This is a genomic window from Vallicoccus soli, from assembly GCF_003594885.1.
GTDB classification, from domain to species: domain Bacteria; phylum Actinomycetota; class Actinomycetes; order Motilibacterales; family Motilibacteraceae; genus Vallicoccus; species Vallicoccus soli.
This window is the reverse complement of the sequence record NZ_QZEZ01000001.1, coordinates 303,957-319,606: the sequence shown is the minus strand read 5'-3', so window position 1 is coordinate 319,606 and position 15,650 is coordinate 303,957. Positions and strand designations below refer to the sequence as shown.

At 76.3% G+C, this 15,650-nt stretch carries 18 protein-coding genes; 7 read left to right on the top strand and 11 right to left on the bottom strand.

Annotated elements, in window-relative coordinates; translation table 11 throughout:
- Nucleotides 1–5 precede the first annotated feature (5 nt).
- The 3 genes from ygfZ to D5H78_RS01585 are packed head-to-tail and all read right to left on the bottom strand — an operon-like array spanning nucleotide 6 to nucleotide 1,932.
- A complete protein-coding gene (gene ygfZ, locus D5H78_RS01595; protein ID WP_218566110.1) occupies nucleotides 6–974 on the bottom strand; it encodes a CAF17-like 4Fe-4S cluster assembly/insertion protein YgfZ in 969 nt (322 codons plus the stop codon).
- Nucleotides 971–1,375, bottom strand: a complete 405-nt coding sequence (locus D5H78_RS01590) for a Fur family transcriptional regulator (protein WP_425472906.1) — start codon at nucleotides 1,373–1,375, stop codon at nucleotides 971–973. The genes ygfZ and D5H78_RS01590 overlap by 4 nt, the downstream gene beginning before the upstream one ends.
- Before the next feature lie 35 nt (nucleotides 1,376–1,410).
- Nucleotides 1,411–1,932 carry a heme-binding beta-barrel domain-containing protein gene (locus tag D5H78_RS01585; RefSeq protein ID WP_119948649.1) on the bottom strand — a complete coding sequence of 174 codons (522 nt, stop codon included), beginning with the start codon at nucleotides 1,930–1,932 and terminating at the stop codon, nucleotides 1,411–1,413.
- Nucleotides 1,933–2,098: 166 nt separating this feature from the next.
- Here D5H78_RS01585 and D5H78_RS01580 point away from each other — a divergent pair, with 166 nt between their 5' ends.
- Nucleotides 2,099–2,461: a DsrE family protein gene (locus tag D5H78_RS01580; RefSeq protein WP_119948648.1), complete on the top strand. Its 363-nt coding sequence runs from the start codon at nucleotides 2,099–2,101 to the stop codon at nucleotides 2,459–2,461.
- 133 nt (nucleotides 2,462–2,594) lie between these two features.
- Here D5H78_RS01580 and D5H78_RS01575 read toward each other — a convergent pair whose 3' ends face one another.
- From D5H78_RS01575 to D5H78_RS01550, 6 genes are all read right to left on the bottom strand, one after another.
- The gene (locus D5H78_RS01575; protein WP_119948647.1) at nucleotides 2,595–2,888 is read right to left on the bottom strand and encodes a DUF1416 domain-containing protein; all 294 of its coding nucleotides are present in this window, start codon (nucleotides 2,886–2,888) and stop codon (nucleotides 2,595–2,597) included.
- 2 nt (nucleotides 2,889–2,890) lie between these two features.
- Entirely contained in the window at nucleotides 2,891–3,736 is an 846-nt protein-coding gene (locus D5H78_RS01570; RefSeq protein WP_119948646.1) for a sulfurtransferase, read from the bottom strand.
- A 221-nt stretch (nucleotides 3,737–3,957) separates the two neighbouring features.
- Nucleotides 3,958–4,326 carry a phage holin family protein gene (locus D5H78_RS01565; protein WP_119948645.1) on the bottom strand — a complete coding sequence of 123 codons (369 nt, stop codon included), beginning with the start codon at nucleotides 4,324–4,326 and terminating at the stop codon, nucleotides 3,958–3,960.
- A 19-nt stretch (nucleotides 4,327–4,345) separates the two neighbouring features.
- Entirely contained in the window at nucleotides 4,346–5,023 is a 678-nt protein-coding gene (locus D5H78_RS01560) for an LmeA family phospholipid-binding protein (RefSeq protein WP_119949269.1), read from the bottom strand.
- Entirely contained in the window at nucleotides 5,020–5,835 is an 816-nt protein-coding gene (locus D5H78_RS19145) for a hypothetical protein (protein ID WP_165865554.1), read from the bottom strand. The genes D5H78_RS01560 and D5H78_RS19145 overlap by 4 nt, the downstream gene beginning before the upstream one ends.
- A gap of 40 nt (nucleotides 5,836–5,875) precedes the next feature.
- A complete protein-coding gene (locus D5H78_RS01550; RefSeq protein ID WP_119948644.1) occupies nucleotides 5,876–6,151 on the bottom strand; it encodes a MoaD/ThiS family protein in 276 nt (91 codons plus the stop codon).
- 221 nt (nucleotides 6,152–6,372) lie between these two features.
- Here D5H78_RS01550 and D5H78_RS01545 point away from each other — a divergent pair, with 221 nt between their 5' ends.
- The 5 genes from D5H78_RS01545 (at nucleotide 6,373) to D5H78_RS01525 (ending at nucleotide 12,241) form a co-directional block, all read left to right on the top strand.
- The gene (locus D5H78_RS01545; RefSeq protein ID WP_119948643.1) at nucleotides 6,373–7,122 is read left to right on the top strand and encodes a winged helix-turn-helix transcriptional regulator; all 750 of its coding nucleotides are present in this window, start codon (nucleotides 6,373–6,375) and stop codon (nucleotides 7,120–7,122) included.
- A gap of 50 nt (nucleotides 7,123–7,172) precedes the next feature.
- Entirely contained in the window at nucleotides 7,173–8,084 is a 912-nt protein-coding gene (mshD, locus tag D5H78_RS01540) for a mycothiol synthase (protein ID WP_119948642.1), read from the top strand.
- 5 nt (nucleotides 8,085–8,089) lie between these two features.
- A complete protein-coding gene (locus D5H78_RS01535; protein ID WP_119949268.1) occupies nucleotides 8,090–10,324 on the top strand; it encodes an RNA degradosome polyphosphate kinase in 2,235 nt (744 codons plus the stop codon).
- Complete coding sequence (locus tag D5H78_RS01530; protein ID WP_119948641.1) at nucleotides 10,321–11,202, top strand: NUDIX hydrolase; 882 nt, start codon at nucleotides 10,321–10,323, stop codon at nucleotides 11,200–11,202. The genes D5H78_RS01535 and D5H78_RS01530 overlap by 4 nt, the downstream gene beginning before the upstream one ends.
- Nucleotides 11,203–11,302: 100 nt before the next feature.
- Nucleotides 11,303–12,241, top strand: a complete 939-nt coding sequence (locus D5H78_RS01525; RefSeq protein ID WP_119948640.1) for a DUF808 domain-containing protein — start codon at nucleotides 11,303–11,305, stop codon at nucleotides 12,239–12,241.
- Here the strand turns inward: D5H78_RS01525 and D5H78_RS01520 are convergent.
- Both D5H78_RS01520 and D5H78_RS01515 read right to left on the bottom strand, forming a co-directional pair.
- Nucleotides 12,201–13,466: an MFS transporter gene (locus D5H78_RS01520; RefSeq protein ID WP_119948639.1), complete on the bottom strand. Its 1,266-nt coding sequence runs from the start codon at nucleotides 13,464–13,466 to the stop codon at nucleotides 12,201–12,203. The two genes, D5H78_RS01525 and D5H78_RS01520, sit on opposite strands and share 41 nt — an antisense overlap.
- Nucleotides 13,463–14,038, bottom strand: coding sequence for an ArsR/SmtB family transcription factor (locus D5H78_RS01515; RefSeq protein ID WP_218566107.1), 576 nt, complete (start codon nucleotides 14,036–14,038; stop codon nucleotides 13,463–13,465). Before D5H78_RS01515 ends, D5H78_RS01520 begins: the two co-directional genes overlap by 4 nt.
- Nucleotides 14,039–14,313: 275 nt before the next feature.
- Between D5H78_RS01515 and pstS the strand changes: the two genes are divergently transcribed.
- Entirely contained in the window at nucleotides 14,314–15,429 is a 1,116-nt protein-coding gene (gene pstS, locus D5H78_RS01510; RefSeq protein WP_218566105.1) for a phosphate ABC transporter substrate-binding protein PstS, read from the top strand.
- Nucleotides 15,430–15,650 lie beyond the last annotated feature (221 nt).

Sequence of the window (15,650 nt, the reverse complement as noted above, 5' to 3'; positions counted from 1 at the left end):
CGGGCTCAGGCCGGGACGACGACCTCCTGGGCGGCGCTGACGCCGCCGGCGAGGAGGGGGGCGTCCACGGGGACGTTGCGCTTGACCACGGCGAGCGCGACCGGGCCGAGCTCGTGGTGGCGGGCGGCGCTGGTGACGCGCCCGACCGCGCGCCCGTCGAGGACGACGTCGTCGCCGGTGGCCGGCAGGTGCTCCACCGAGCCGTCGAGGTGCAGCAGCACGAGGCGGCGCGGGGGCCGGCCGAGGTTGTGCACGCGGGCGACGGTCTCCTGCCCGCGGTAGCACCCCTTGTCCAGGTGCACGGCCTCGCGCAGCCAGTCGAGCTCGTGCGGGATCGTGCGGTGGTCGGTCTCGAGGCCGAGGCGCGGGCGGGCCGCGGCGATGCGCAGCGCCTCGAGCGCCCAGGTGCCGGCGAGCGGGCGGCCCTCGGCGTACGCGGGCAGCTCGTCGCGGGGCACGAGCACGTCGCGGCCGAAGGGCGAGCCGTCGCGCGAGGGGGGCTCGACGCGGGTGGTGTGCGGCGGGCGGGGCTCGGCGACCGGCTCCCACACCACCGCGAAGCGGTCGGTGACGTCCTCGACCTCGACCTGCGACCAGAACCGCATCGTCGTGAGGAAGCGGACGAGGCCCTCGGCGGTCCCCGGCTCGAGGTGCGCCCAGACCGCCTCGCCGTCGTCGACGAGCGCGAGGTGGTGCTCGACGTGCCCGTGCGGGCTGAGCACCAGCGCCGTCGTCCCCTCGCCGGGGGCCAGGCGCTCGAGGTGCTGGGTGGTGAGCGAGTGCAGCCAGGTGAGCCGGTCCGGGCCCGCGACGCGCACGACCGGCCGGTGCGAGAGGTCGACGAGGCCCTCGCCGGCCTCGAGGCGGCGCTGCTCGACGAAGGGGTCGCCGTAGTGCGACGCGACGCCGGAGTCCGGCGGGTCGGCCTCGACGGCGCCCGGGCGGGCGAGCAGGGGCGAGCGGTAGCCGCTCACGAGGACGCGCAGGCCGCGCAGCGGCCGTAGACGGCGAAGTGCTCCACGTCGGTCTCGAACCCGTGCCGCTCGCGCATCCTTCCCGCGAACGCGTCCGCCTCGGCCACGTCGACCTCGGTCACGGTGCCGCACTCGCGGCAGACCAGGTGCAGGTGCCCGGCGTCGTCGGCGGAGTGGTACGTCGGCGCCCGGTGCCCGAGGTGCGCGTGGCGGACGAGGCCGACCTCCTCGAGCAGCTCGAGGGTGCGGTAGACGGTCGAGATGTTGACGCCGTCGGCGGTGCGCCGGACCTCGGCGAGGATCTCGTCGGGGGTGCCGTGCCGCAGCGCGGTGACCGCCTGCAGCACGAGCTGGCGCTGCGGGGTCAGCCGCAGGCCCCGCGCGCGCAGCTCCGCGCGCAGCTCCGGACCCGTCCCTGCCCCCACGGCCCCTCCCGTCACACCCGCTTCAGCCGCGCGCTCATCACCGGCGCGAGCGGCTGGTCCTGCGCCGCGAGCTCGTACACCCACATGAGGTCGCCCTCCACCCGGCCGTAGAGCCGGTGCCCGGCGCTGTAGCCGGGGTGGTCCTTCGGCGACTCGGTCGCCACGACGACGTCGGTGCGCATCTCGACCTTCGCGCCGTCGACCTCGCCGAGGTACGCCTCGACGACCCCGTCGGGGTGGGCGAGCAGCACCTCGAGGCCGAGGCCGTCGAGCGGGCGCCAGTACCCGGTCTCCGTCGTCAGGGGCTCGCCCGGCGTGCCGTCCTCGTCGAGGAGCCAGGTGCGCGAGACGTACGAGAGGACGGGCCGCCCGTCGTGGGAGAACACGACCTCCTGGCCGAAGCGCGCCTCCTCCTGGCCCGGGAAGCCGCTCACGCCGGCGCCCTCCCAGGTGCCGAGGAGCCACGCCAGCGGCACGAGCGGCGCCGGGAGGTCCGCGGGGATCTCGACCGGCGCGGGGGTGCCTCCCGCCACGTCAGTCCTGGCCCTTGTAGAGCTTCCAGACCACGTAGACGGAGAACCACGTCACCAGCAGGAAGACGAGCACCAGCAGGCTCGTGTAGAAGATCTCGAGGGCGTCCACGCCACCGATGGTACGTGCGGGCCGCGCACCCGGCGCAGCGCGCTAGCGTCGCGTGCCGTGCGCACCTCGCTCGTCGTGAAGACCACTGCCGGCGCCGACGCGCCCGAGCGCTGCTCGCAGGCGTTCACCGTGGCGGCCCTCGGCGTGTCGTCCGGGCTCGACGTCTCGCTGTGGCTCACCGGCGAGAGCGCCTGGTACGCCCTGCCGGGCCGCGCCGAGGGGTTCTCGCTGCCCGAGGCCGCCCCGCTGCAGGACCTGCTCGCCGCGGTGCTCGCGGGCGGGCGGGTCACCCTCTGCACGCAGTGCGCCGCCCGCCGCGGCATCGGGGAGGGCGACGTGCTGGAGGGCGTGCGCGTCGCCGGCTCGCAGGCCTTCCTCGCCGAGGTCATGGCCGACGGGGTGCAGGCGCTCGTCTACTGACCGCCGCGCCGCCACCTGCGCATGATCACGGCAAGGGTGGGGGGTGCAGCGGCGGGGGGACGTGCAGCGGCGGGGTCCCCCGTGAGGAGGACCCCGCCGCGATCATGCGCAGGTGGTGCTGCCGGCGGCGGGCTCAGACCGCGATCTCGAGCTCGCTGACCACGCCCTGCTGGGCCACGACCGTGCGGTCGACGCTGGCGCCGGGGGCCAGGGTGCGCAGGGTCCACGTGCCGGGCGCGGCGAAGAAGCGGAAGTGCCCGGTGGCCGAGGTGGGCACCTCGGCGGTGAACTCGCCGTCGGTGTCGAGCAGGCGGACGTACGCCCCGCCGACCGGCTGCCCCTCGCGCTGCACGACGCCCTGGATCACCGTGGCCCGCGACGTGTCGACGCCGTCGAGGCTGACGCCGCCCGGCTTCACGCCGCACACGGTCAGGACCCCTTGCCGAGCTCGATCGGCACGCCGACGAGGGAGCCGTACTCGGTCCACGAGCCGTCGTAGTTCTTGACGTTCGGCTGGCCGAGCAGCTCGTGCAGCACGAACCAGGTCAGCGCCGAGCGCTCGCCGATGCGGCAGTACGCGACGGTGTCGCGGGACAGGTCGACGCCCTGCTCCTCGTAGAGCGCGCGCAGCTCGTCCTCGGACTTGAAGGTGCCGTCGTCGTTGGCGTTCTTGCTCCACGGGACGTTCTTCGCCCCGGGCACGTGGCCCGGGCGCTGCGACTGCTCCTGCGGCAGGTGCGCGGGGGCGAGCAGCCGGCCCGAGAACTCGTCGGGCGAGCGCACGTCGACGAGGTTCTTCGCCTGCGAGGTGGCCAGCTCCACGACCTCGTCGCGGAACGCGCGGATCGAGCTGTCCGGCTCCTGGGCGACGTACGTCGTCGCGGGCCGCTCGGGCACCTCGGTGACGAGCTCGCGCGAGTCGAGCTCCCACTTCTTGCGCCCGCCGTCGAGCAGCCGCACGTCGCGGTGGCCGTAGAGCTTGAAGTACCAGTACGCGTAGGACGCGAACCAGTTGTTGTTGCCGCCGTAGAGGACCACGGTGTCGTCGTTGCCGATGCCGCGGGCCGAGAGGAGCTGCTCGAACTCCTCCTTGCCCACGAAGTCGCGGCGCACCTGGTCCTGCAGGTCGGTGCGCCAGTCCAGGCGCACGGCGCCGCGGATGTGGTTCTTGTCGTAGGCGGTGGTGTCCTCGTCGACCTCGACGACGACCACCTTCGGGTCGTCGAGGTGCTGCTGCACCCAGTCGGCGTCGACGAGCACGTCGGATCGGCTCATGGCGGATCTCCTGTCGGGGGTGGCGCGGGGCTCTGACGGGGGCGCGCAGGCGCGCGCGGGGACGGGCGTCAGCGGGTGCGACAGAGCGCGCTCGTGGTGCGCCCGTAGTCCACTGCGCGGCGCTTCGTCAGCTCCGTCGTCGTCACGGGCGCCATGGTAAGGCCTCCGTCCGGCCCGCGGTCAGCCCTTCCCACGCTGCGAGACGACGGCCCCGTCCCGGCTCAGTCGCCGACGAGCAGGCTCGCCGCCCAGCTCACGACGCTCACGACGAGGGCGCCGAGGACCGCGGGCCAGAGGCCGGTGACGCGGAACGCGATGTCCAGCGCCTCGGCCAGCGCGCCCGTCAGCCACAGGAGCAGGCCGTTGACGACGAAGGTCAGCAGGCCGAGCGTCAGGACGTACAGCGGCAGGGCCAGCAGCTTCACGACCGGCTTGACGACGGCGTTCACCACGCCGAAGACGACGGCGACGAGCGCGACCGTCGCGACGGTGCCGCCGTCGGTGGTGGCGGTCACGTCGACGCCGTCGACGAGCCGCGCCGCCACCCACAGGGCGAGGGCCGAGGCCGCGAGCCTCCAGAGCAGGTCCACGGCCCCTTCCTACCGCGCCTCAGCGCTCGAGGAGCACGTCGGTGCCGTCGGCGCGCACGTCGACCCCGCCGGGGCCCACCGCCACCGAGCGCACCTCGACCCCGGCCGGGAGCGCCGGCAGCGGCACGCGCGCCGTCACGCGCTCGCGCACGACCTCGAGCAGGTCGGGCGCGTCGCGGCCGTCCACCTGCAGCGCGCTCGGGGTGACGACGAGCTCGCCCCCGTCGAGCGCGACCCGCGCGGTCACCACCGCCTCGACCGGCCGGCCCAGGAGCTCCACCACCTGCGACACCCGCACCGCGTCCGGCCCCGCGGCCGCGACCGAACCGGCCTCGAGGCCCGCGCGCTCCTCCAGCTCGGCGAAGGGCACGGTGCCGCGCACCCGGAGGCGGGCGACCTCCACGCTCGACAGCGTCGCCACCCGCACCCCGTCGGCGGTGCCCACCACGTCCTGCACCCGCACCCCGCCGCGCTCGAGCGCGTCCGCCCGCAGGTCGACGTCCTCGGCCTCGAGCCGCACGAGCTGCTGCAGCACCGGGAAGCCGCGCACCTCGACGTCGGCACCCTCGACCCCGTACGACCCCGCGCGGTCCTGCGCGACCCGCTCGACGACGGCGACGGCGCCGCGGTCCAGCGCGAGCAGGAGCAGGGCGAGCACGACGAGCACCAGCAGCAGGCACCCCAGGCGGCGCCTCACGCGAGGGCCCTGCCGACGGCGTACGCGAGCGGCGCGGCGAGCAGGACCGGCGCGGCGGCGGCCACGGCCAGCGAGCTCGCCCGGTCGCCCCCGGTGCGGGCCAGCTGCAGGACGGCGACCGCGAGCAGGGCGGCGACGGCCGCGCACCCCGCCCCCGCGGCGGGGCCCCAGCCGAGCGCGCCCACCGCGTCGCCGTCGACGACGAGGCGGTCCAGCGGCGCCACCGCGAGGGCCGCGCCGGCGCCCGCGCCCAGCACCGCCGCGAGGCCAGCGCCGGCGGGGGCGCCCCCCGGCACGGGGACCGCGGCGACGGCGAGGCCGACGACGGCGCCGAGCAGCCCGCTCGCCAGGGCCGCGGCGCCCTCGGGCACCTGCACGGCCCCCAGCGCGAGCGCGCCCAGCACCGCCACGACGGCGGCGGCGAGCGTCGCGGTCACGCTGCGCACCACGTCGGGGCGCCCGTCGCGGCGGGCCAGCTGGGCGAGGAAGGCGACGAGCACGGCCGGCCCGAGGACCCAGAGGACGGGCTCGGCGGGCGTCGCGCGCGGCGCGAGGCGGCCGTCCGCCACGGCGGCCACCAGGCCGTCCGCGCCGAGGGCGGCCGCGAGGGCCACGAGCGCCCCGCCCGCCGCGCCGCCCGCGCCGCACACCCGGTGCCAGCCGGTGAGCAGGACCCCCTGCACGGCGGCGAGCGCGAAGGCCAGGAGCAGGTCGCCGGCCGCGGCGGCCAGCAGGGCCACCAGGGCGAGCACGAGGGCCACGCCCGCCGCGGGCAGCGCGACCGCCGTCGGTCCCGCGGGGCTGGTCCTCACCCGCGCATCGTGCCAGAGCACCCCGCCGCCGCCGCGCCCCTCAGCCCCCCGCGAAGGGGGGCAGCACCTCGAGGACCGCGCCCGGGCCCACCGGGGCGGCCGGGTCGCTGCGCACGCCGTCGACGAGCACCGAGCAGCGGGCGAGGACGCGCGCCAGCTCCCCGCCGTCGCCGCCGTGCGCGGCCCGCGCGGCCGCGAGGACCTCGCCGACCGTGGCCCCCGGCAGGCGCTCCTCGGCGGTGCCCGCGGCAGCGCGCGCCGCCGCCCAGTAGCGGACCAGCGCGCCGCCGGGCGGCCCCTCGTCCCGGGTGCCCATCGGCCGCCTCCTGTTTCCCGTCCGTTCCGCGCGGAGCCCCCGCGCGCTACATTCTGCGCACGAGGACCCCTCCGGCGGCGACGCCGGGCGCGCAGCGGTGCGACGCGCGGGCCCCTCGTGCGCCGGGCCGGGGCAGCCCCGGCGCTGTGCCCGACCCAGGCGTCAGCGTCGACGCACCGCCACCCGCTGGCCCCTGCCGGGGCCGACGAGGGGAGACCCGGATGAGCCAGGTCCTGCTGCTGACGAACGCCGTGCAGCCCTCCGCCGAGGTGCTGCCCGCCCTGGGGCTGCTCTCGCACGCCGTGCGCGTGGCGCCCGCCGAGGCGTCGGCGCTCGTGGACGCCCCGCCGGCCGACGTCGTGCTCGTCGACGGGCGCCGCGACCTGCCGCAGGTGCGCTCGCTGTGCCGCCTGCTGCGCACCACGGGGGTGTCCAGCCCCGTGCTGCTCGTCCTCACCGAGGGCGGCATGACCGTCGTGTCCGCCGACTGGGGCGTGGACGACGTGCTGCTCGACGTCGCCGGGCCCGCCGAGGTCGAGGCCCGGCTGCGCCTGGCGCTGGGCCGCGCGGCCGCCGCCGGGGGCACGGAGGGGCCGACCGAGATCCGCAGCGGCGACGTCGCGATCGACGAGGCGGCGTACACCGCGAAGGTCCGCGGCCGCACGCTCGACCTCACCTTCAAGGAGTTCGAGCTCCTCAAGTTCCTGGCCCAGCACCCCGGGCGCGTGTTCACCCGCGCCCAGCTGCTGCAGGAGGTGTGGGGCTACGACTACTTCGGCGGCACGCGCACCGTCGACGTCCACGTGCGGCGGCTGCGCGCGAAGCTCGGCGCCGAGCACGAGGCGCTCATCGGCACCGTGCGCAACGTCGGCTACCGGTTCGTGGTGCCGCAGCCGGCCACCGAGCTGCCCCCCGTCGAGGACGTCGCGCCCGCGGTGCCGCCGGCCCGTGCCGGGGCCGACGCCCGCTAGGGCCGGTCCGGCCGCGGGGCCCGCCCTCGCCCGCCCGTAGGGTGACCGCCATGGTCGAGGAGCGGCTGGCGCGCGTCGAGGTGCTCCCGCGGCTGGAGCCCGCGGAGCTGCAGCGGGTCGCCTGGCTCGTCGAGCAGGCGACCGACGAGGACGGCGTACGGCCCCTCGGCGAGCAGACGACCCTGCAGCTGCGCCACGGCGGCGGCACCACGGTCCTGCTCTGGGCCGGCGACGAGCTCGCCGGCGCGGCCCACCTCGACCCGGGCACCGGCACCGGCGAGGCCGTCGTGGCGCCGGCCCTGCGCCGGCGCGGCTACGGTCGCGCCCTCGTGGCCGCGCTGCTGGAGGAGGCCGCGGGGGCGCCCGTGCGGCTCTGGGCGCACGGCGACCACGCCGGCGCCGCCGCGCTCGCCGCGCGGCTGGGCCTCGCGCGCGTGCGGGAGCTGTGGCGGATGCGCCGCCCCCTCGACGGCGCGCTGGCGCGCCCCGCGCCGCCGCCGGGGGTCGTGCTGCGCACCTTCGTGCCGGGGCAGGACGACGAGGCGTGGGTCGCCCTCAACGCGCGGGCCTTCGCGCACCACCCCGAGCAGGGCCGGATGACCGTGGAGGACCTCCGGCTGCGCCGCGAGGAGCCGTGGTTCGACCCCGACGGGTTCTTCCTCGCCGAGCGCGAGGGGCGCCTCGTGGCGTTCCACTGGACGAAGGTGCACGGCAGCGGCCCGGAGGCGCTCGGCGAGGTGTACGTCGTGGGCGTCGACCCGTCCGCGCAGGGCCTCGGCCTCGGCTCGCTGGTCACCCTCGTGGGGCTGCGGCACCTGCAGGCCCGCGGCCTGCCCGCGGTGATGCTCTACGTCGACGGCGACAACGAGGCCGCGCTGCGCACGTACCGCGGCCTGGGCTTCGTGCGGTGGGACGTCGACGTGGCCTACGGGCGTGCCGTTCACCTCGCGGTGGGAGAGTGACCCCCATGAGCGCGCAGACCACCGAGTCCGACCTCGTCGAGCGCATCGGCCCGGAGCAGCCGGCGCCGCGCACGCGCACCCGCCGCCCCCGTACGGCGGCGGCCCGCGACGGGGCGGTCCCGGCCGTCGACGCCCCCGCCGAGGACGCCGCGGACGAGCTCCCCGAGGACCGGTTCCTCGACCGCGAGACGAGCTGGCTGCAGTTCAACCAGCGCGTGCTCGAGCTCGCCGAGGACCCCGACCTGCCGCTGCTCGAGCGGGCCCGGTTCCTCGCCATCTTCGCGAGCAACCTCGACGAGTTCTTCATGGTGCGCGTCGCCGGCCTCAAGCGGCGCATCGCCGCGGGGCTCGCGGTGCGCGCGGCGAGCGGGCTGCAGCCGCGCCAGGTCCTCGAGGGCATCTGGGCGACCGCGCGCTCGCTCACCGCCCGGCACTCGGCGGTCTTCCGCGACGAGGTGCTCCCCGCCCTGGCGGCCGAGGGCATCGAGCTGCTGCGCTGGGACGAGCTCACCGAGGCCGAGCAGGAGGAGCTGCACGCGATCTTCCGCGACCGCGTCTTCCCCGTGCTCACCCCGCTCGCGGTCGACCCCGCGCACCCGTTCCCCTACATCTCCGGCCTGTCGCTCAACCTCGCGGTCGTCGTGCGCAACCCCGCGACCGGCAAGGAGCACTTCGCCCGCGTCAAGGTGCCGCCGCTGCTGCAGCGCTTCCTGCAGGCCTCGCCCGAGCGCTTCGTCCCCCTCGAGGACGTCATCGCCGCGCACCTGCCGCAGCTCTTCCCCGGCATGGAGGTCCTGCAGCACCACACGTTCCGGGTCACCCGCAACGAGGACCTCGAGGTCGAGGAGGACGACGCCGAGAACCTCCTGCAGGCCCTCGAGCGCGAGCTCACCCGGCGCCGCTTCGGCCCGCCGGTGCGCCTCGAGGTCGAGGAGTCCATCGACCCGCACGTGCGCGACCTGCTCGTGCGCGAGCTCGGCGTCAGCGAGCAGGAGGTCTTCGCGCTCCCCGCGCCGCTCGACCTCACCGGGCTCAACTCCATCGCCGACCTCGACCGGCCGGCGCTGAAGTTCCCCTCCTTCGTCCCGAAGACGCACCGCTCGCTCGCCGAGGTCGAGTCGGCGAAGCAGCCCGACCTCTTCGCCGCGATCCGCCAGCGCGACGTGCTGCTGCACCACCCGTACGACTCCTTCTCCACGAGCGTGCAGGCGTTCCTCGAGCAGGCGGCGGCCGACCCGGCGGTGCTCGCCATCAAGCAGACGCTCTACCGCACCTCCGGCGACTCGCCCATCGTCGACGCCCTCATCGACGCCGCCGAAGCCGGCAAGCAGGTCCTGGCCCTCGTCGAGATCAAGGCGCGCTTCGACGAGCAGGCCAACATCAAGTGGGCGCGCAAGCTCGAGCAGGCCGGCGTGCACGTCGTGTACGGCCTCGTCGGGCTCAAGACGCACTGCAAGCTCGCCCTCGTGGTGCGCCAGGAGCCGGACGGGCTGCGCCGCTACGCGCACGTGGGCACCGGCAACTACAACCCCAAGACCGCGCGCCTCTACGAGGACCTGGGCCTGCTCACCTGCGACCCGCAGGTCGGGGAGGACCTCACCCGGCTGTTCAACCAGCTCTCCGGCTACGCGCCGAAGACGTCGTACCGGCGCCTGCTCGTCGCGCCCCGCTCGCTGCGGCGCGGGCTCGTCGAGTGCATCGAGCGCGAGGTCGAGCACCACCGGGCGGGCCGCCCGGCCTGGGTCAAGATGAAGGCGAACAGCATCGTCGACGAGACCGTCATCGACGCGCTCTACCGCGCGTCGCAGGCGGGCGTGCCCGTCGACGTGTGGGTGCGCGGCATCTGCGCCCTGCGCCCCGGGGTGCCCGGCATGTCCGAGACGATCCGGGTGCGCAGCGTCCTCGGGCGGTTCCTCGAGCACTCGCGGGTGTTCGCCTTCGCCGACGGCGGCGGCGACCCGCTCGTCTACATCGGCAGCGCGGACCTCATGCACCGCAACCTCGACCGGCGGGTGGAGGCGCTGGTGCGCCTCGGGCGCAAGGAGCACGTCACCGAGCTCGTGCAGCTCTTCGAGCAGGGCATGAGCGACGAGACCTCCTCCTTCCACCTGCAGCCCGACGGCTCGTGGGAGCGGCACCACCGCGCGCCGGACGGCACCCCGCTGCTCGACCTGCAGGAGCACCTCATCGCCGCGAAGCCGCGACGCTCGTCCCGCCGCCGCGCGCCCGGGACCCGATGAGCGACGCGGTCGTCCTCGCCGCCGGGGCCGTGTGCTGGCGCCCCGGCGGCCCCGACGGCGTCGAGGTCGCCGTCGTCCACCGTCCCCGCTACGACGACTGGTCGCTGCCGAAGGGCAAGGTCGACCCGGGCGAGCACCTCGTCGCCACCGCCCTGCGCGAGGTGCGCGAGGAGACCGGGCTGGGCGTCCACCTCGGCCGCCCGCTCGGCGCGACGTCGTACCTCGCCCTCGGGCGGCCCAAGCGGGTCCACTACTGGGCGGCCCGCGTCGTCGACGGGGCGTTCGAGCCCAACGACGAGGTCGACGGCCTCGAGTGGCGCACCGTGCAGGACGCGCGCGACCGGGTGCACCGCGAGTCGGACCGGGCCGTGCTCGCCGAGTTCGCCCGCCTGCCCGTGCAGACCGCGCCCGTGCTCGTGCTGCGCCACGCCAAGGCGCGCTCGCGCAAGGCGTGGGGCGGCGACGACGCCCTGCGCCCGCTCGCGCCCGAGGGCGAGGAGCAGGCGGCCCGGCTGCCGGCGCTGCTCGCCGCCTGGGAGCCCGAGCGGGTCGTGAGCTCGCCGGCGACCCGCTGCGTGGGCACCCTCGCCCATCTGGACGCCGATCCCGAGCTGGTCGACGAGCTGTCCGAGGGGGGTCTCGAGGCCGCGCCCGCGGCCGCGCCGGACCTGCTCGAGCGCCTCGTCCACGACGGGCGCCCCGCGCTGCTCTGCTCGCACCGGCCGGTGCTGCCCTCCCTCGTGGCCCGCGCCCGCGACCTCGCCGACGGCACCCCCGTCGACCTCGGCCTCGACGCCCGGCCGCTGCGGCCCGGCGAGCTGCTCGTCCTGCACGTGGCCAAGGGCCAGGTCCTCGGGGCCGAGCGCCAGCGGCCCTGACGCGGGCCGGCGCCGGGGTGCACCCGGCGCCTCCGCGGGTAGGGACGGTGCCGGGATCATCGACGCAGCAGGCGACGGCGACCGACCGGAAGGACCTCCCGTGGCGGGTGGACTCGTAGCGCTCCTCGACGACGTGGCGGTGCTGGCGCGCGCCGCCGCGGCCTCGGTCGACGACATCGGGCTCGCCGCGGGGCGGGCCGGCGTGAAGGCCGCGGGCGTCGTCGTCGACGACACCGCCGTCACGCCGCAGTACGTGCGCGGCCTCGCGGCCGAGCGCGAGCTGCCGATCATCAAGCGGATCGCCCTCGGCTCGCTGCGCAACAAGCTGCTGATCATCCTGCCGGCGGTCCTGCTGCTCAGCCAGTTCCTGCCGTTCCTGCTCACCCCGATCCTCATGCTCGGCGGGGCGTACCTCAGCTACGAGGGCGCCGAGAAGCTCTGGCACCGGTTCAGCGGGCACGCCGACGAGCACGCGGCGGGCGAGGAGGCGCTGCCCGACGAGCAGACGATCGTCTCCGGCGCCGTGCGCACCGACTTCATCCTCTCCGCCGAGATCATGGTCATCTCGCTCAACGAGGTCGTCGACCAGCCGTTCCTCGGCCGCGCCGTGATCCTCGCGCTCGTCGCGGTCGCCATCACGGTGCTCGTGTACGGCGTCGTCGGCGTCATCGTGAAGATGGACGACGTCGGGCTCAGCCTGGCCCAGCGCCCCGGCGCGGGCGTCGCCCGCTTCGGGCGCTTCCTCGTCCGTGCGATGCCGCGCCTGCTCAGCGCGCTCACCGTCGTCGGCACCGCCGCGATGCTCTGGGTCGGCGGGCACATCCTGCTCGTGGGGACCGAGGAGCTCGGCGTGCACGTGCTGTACGACGCCGTGCACCACCTCGAGGAGGCGGCGCACGACGCCACGGGCGCCCTGGGCGGCGTCGTCGCCTGGGTGGTGGACACCCTCGCCAGCGCCCTCGTCGGCCTCGTCGTCGGGGCTGTCGTCGTCGCCGTCGTCACGCTCGTGGCGCGGCGGCGGGGGGCTGCGGCGCACTGAGCGAGGCCCGGTCCATCCCCCGCCACGCCCCGCCGGTGAGCGGGGCGAGGACGACGAGCAGGTAGGCCGCGGCACCGGCGAGCAGGACCGGGCGCAGGCCGACGAGGTCGACGGCGACGCCGGCTCCCAGGGCGCCCAGCGGCATGGCGGCCCAGCAGCCGGCGCGCACCGCCCCGAAGACGCGGGCGCGCAGGCCCGGCGGGACCCGCTCGAGCTCGACCGTGCTGAGGACGGGGTTGATGGCGCCCGCCGCGACGCCGGCGAGGGCGGTCACGACGAGCACGGGCCCCAGCGACCAGCCCGAGGCGAGCACGAGCAGCTGCGGCGGCCCGCACAGCGCGAAGGCCACGACGAAGGTGGCCCGGCGGGGGAGGCGGTGCCCGACCGCCCCGAAGAGCAGCGACCCGACGAGGGCACCACCGCCCATGGTGCCGACGAGCAGGCCCAGCGCGGCGGCGCCGTCCGGCCGGGCGTCCGCCCACACCGGCCTGAGCACCGACGAGGACGCCGCGTCGAGGGCGTTGGTGACGAGGACGACGAGCACCACGAGGCGCAGCACCGGCTCGCGCACCAGGAAGCGCAGACCCTCGCCCAGCTCGGCCCAGTAGCCGGCGCCGGGGCCGTCCGGCCGCGGCCGGTCCAGGGCCGCGGGTACCCACCGCCCCACGAGCAGCGCGGCCAGCGCGAAGGTGGCCGCGTCGACCGCGAGCACCGGCAGGGCGCCGAGCGCCAGCACGAGGAAGCCTGCCGCCGGGGCGCCGACGAGGCGGGCGGCGCGCTCGACGGCGGACATCCAGCCGACGGCACGCTCCAGCGGCACGCCCGCCGCGCGCGCCGCCTCGGGGAGCAGGGCCGCGCGCGCCGTCTCGCCCGGCGCGTCGAGGAGCCCGGACAGCAGCACGAGGAGCAGCAGCCCCCACAGCGGCAGCCCCGTCGTCGCGGCGAGCAGCGGGACGAGGGCGATCGTCGCACCGCTCGCCAGGTCGGCGGCGACGCTGGAGCGGCGGTAGCCGTACCGGTCGACGAGCACGCCGCCCAGCGCGCCGCCGACGACGACGGGCAGGGTCGCCACCACGCCGGTGAGGCCCGTGAGCGAGGCCGAGCCGGTCTCGGCGAGGACGTGCAGGGGCAGCGCGACGAGCGTGAGCACGTTGCCGGCCAGGGAGGTGCCGTGCGCCGCGAGAAGGGCGACGAGCGGGCCGGCCCGCCGGGGCGCGCGGGTCACGACGGGCGCCGGAAGGCCTGGTAGACGAGGGTGACGGCCTCGGCCCCGGGGCGGTCCGGGTCGCTGCGGGCCTCCCAGCGCGCGCCGAGCGCCTCGAGGTCCGCGCGCAGCTCGCCGAGCTCGGCGGCGGTGAGGTGCAGCACCGCGTCGCTGCTGGCCATCGGCGCCACCCACTCCGCGGGCAGCGACGGCTCGCTCTCGAGGTACTCCTCGAGGACGGCGAGGTAGCGCCGGAACACCGCCCGGCGCAGCACCCCCGAGGCGGCCCGGCGCTCGGGGTCCTCGAGCGCCTCCAGCGGCTCCCAGTGGGTGCGCCGGTGCGCGGCGGCCCACCACCGCTCGCGCCCGTCGCGGGCCCGCTCGGGCGCCGGCTCCACGAAGCCGTGCCGGGCGAGCTGGCCGAGGTGGTAGCTCACCGACCCCGGGGCCTCGTCGACGACCTCGCTGAGCATCCCCACGGTCTGCGGCCCCCGCACGCGCAGCTCGCCCAGCAGGCGCAGCCGGGTGGGGTGCGCGAGCGCGCGCATGGCGCGCGGGTCGGTGAGGTGCAGGTCCCCGGGGTCGTCGGCCACGGCACCGACGCTAGACCGGCGAGGGTCCTTGCACAAGACTTCTTGTACGTCTCCAGCACGTCACGGGCGGTAGCACCAGGAGCCGTCCCGGGGTCGTTCACGTGACGTGCACCACGGGGCCGCCCGACGGACGCCGGGCAGCCCGGGACCGTTCAGGCCCCGTTCACCTGCGCCCGCCAGGCGCTTCACCTGGCCCACCTACCGTCCTGGACGTCATCACGACGATCGCGACCACCCGGCCCTGCGACGGGCCCGATGGACAAGGACATCCCACAGTGAACCTGCGCACCCTCCGCCGTCCGGCCTCCGCCACGGCGCTGGCGCTCTCCCTGGCCCTGACCGTGGCCGCCTGCGGCGGCGACGACGAGGGCGACTCGGCCGGCAGCGGCTCCGGCGGCGGCTCCAGCCTCTCGGGCGACCTGAACGGCGCGGGCGCGAGCTCGCAGCAGGCGGCCATGCAGGCCTGGGCGGTCGGGTTCCAGGACGCGAACCCCGACATCACCGTCAACTACGACGCGGTGGGCTCCGGCGGCGGCCGCGAGCAGTTCCTGGCCGGCGGCGTGCTCTTCGCCGGCTCGGACGCCTACCTCGACGAGGAGGAGCTGACCAGCTCCCAGGAGCGCTGCGCGGGCGACGGCGGGGCCATCGACCTGCCGCACTACATCAGCCCCATCGCGGTGGTCTACAACCTCCCGTCGGTGCCGGAGCTGCAGCTCTCCCCCGCCACCGTGGCGAAGATCTTCAACAACCAGATCACCACGTGGAACGACCCGGCGATCGCGGCGGACAACCCCGACGCGCAGCTGCCGAGCACCCCGATCACCGCCGTGCACCGCGCGGACGACTCGGGCACCACGGAGAACTTCATCGAGTACCTGGTGGCCAACGCCGAGGCGGACTTCCCGTACGAGCCGGACGGCGTCTGGCCGGCCGAGGGCGGCGAGGCGGCCCAGCAGACCTCCGGCGTCATCCAGGCCGTCACCGCGGCCGAGGGCGCGATCGGCTACGCCGACCTGAGCCAGGCCGGCGAGCTCGGCACCGCCGCGCTGAAGGTCGGCGAGGAGTACGTCGCGCCGAGCCCCGAGGGCGCGGCCACCGCGCTCGAGGCCTCCGCGCTCGCCGAGGGCCGCCCCGAGGGCGACCTGGCCTACGAGATCGACCGCACCACGACCGAGGCCGGCGCGTACCCGCTGTTCCTCGTGAGCTACCACGTCGTGTGCAAGCAGTACGAGTCGCAGGAGGACGCGGACAAGGTCAAGGCGTTCATGACCTACGTCGGCAGCGAGGAGGGCCAGCAGGCCGCCGCGCAGCAGGCGGGCTCCGCGCCGATCTCCGAGGGCCTGCGCGAGCAGATCACCGAGCAGGTCGACGCGATCAGCGCCGCGGGCTGACGACGCCCCACCGGCCGACGCCGCCACGCCCCTCCCCGCCGAGCGCGGGGAGGGGCGTACGGCCTCCCGGGACCACCCCGGGCGGCGGCGCGAGCACCACCACGCACCACGGCACAGCCCAGCACCAGCCCAGCACCAGCACAGCACCAGGAGCGCGAGGAGCAGCGTGAGCACCAGCACCGGCGGGCCGGACCCCGCCAGCCCGGCGCAGCCCCAGGCCC

What these genes read in the sequence shown, in the direction of transcription:
- D5H78_RS01535 (WP_119949268.1), top strand. Translation starts at nt 8,090, where the DNA reads ATGAGCGCGCAGACCACCGAGTCCGACCTCGTCGAGCGCATCGGCCCG.
- D5H78_RS01550 (WP_119948644.1), bottom strand. Translation starts at nt 6,151, where the DNA reads ATGGGCACCCGGGACGAGGGGCCGCCCGGCGGCGCGCTGGTCCGCTAC.
- D5H78_RS01570 (WP_119948646.1), bottom strand. Translation starts at nt 3,736, where the DNA reads ATGAGCCGATCCGACGTGCTCGTCGACGCCGACTGGGTGCAGCAGCAC.
- D5H78_RS01545 (WP_119948643.1), top strand. Translation starts at nt 6,373, where the DNA reads ATGAGCCAGGTCCTGCTGCTGACGAACGCCGTGCAGCCCTCCGCCGAG.
- D5H78_RS01530 (WP_119948641.1), top strand. Translation starts at nt 10,321, where the DNA reads ATGAGCGACGCGGTCGTCCTCGCCGCCGGGGCCGTGTGCTGGCGCCCC.
- mshD (WP_119948642.1), top strand. Translation starts at nt 7,173, where the DNA reads ATGGTCGAGGAGCGGCTGGCGCGCGTCGAGGTGCTCCCGCGGCTGGAG.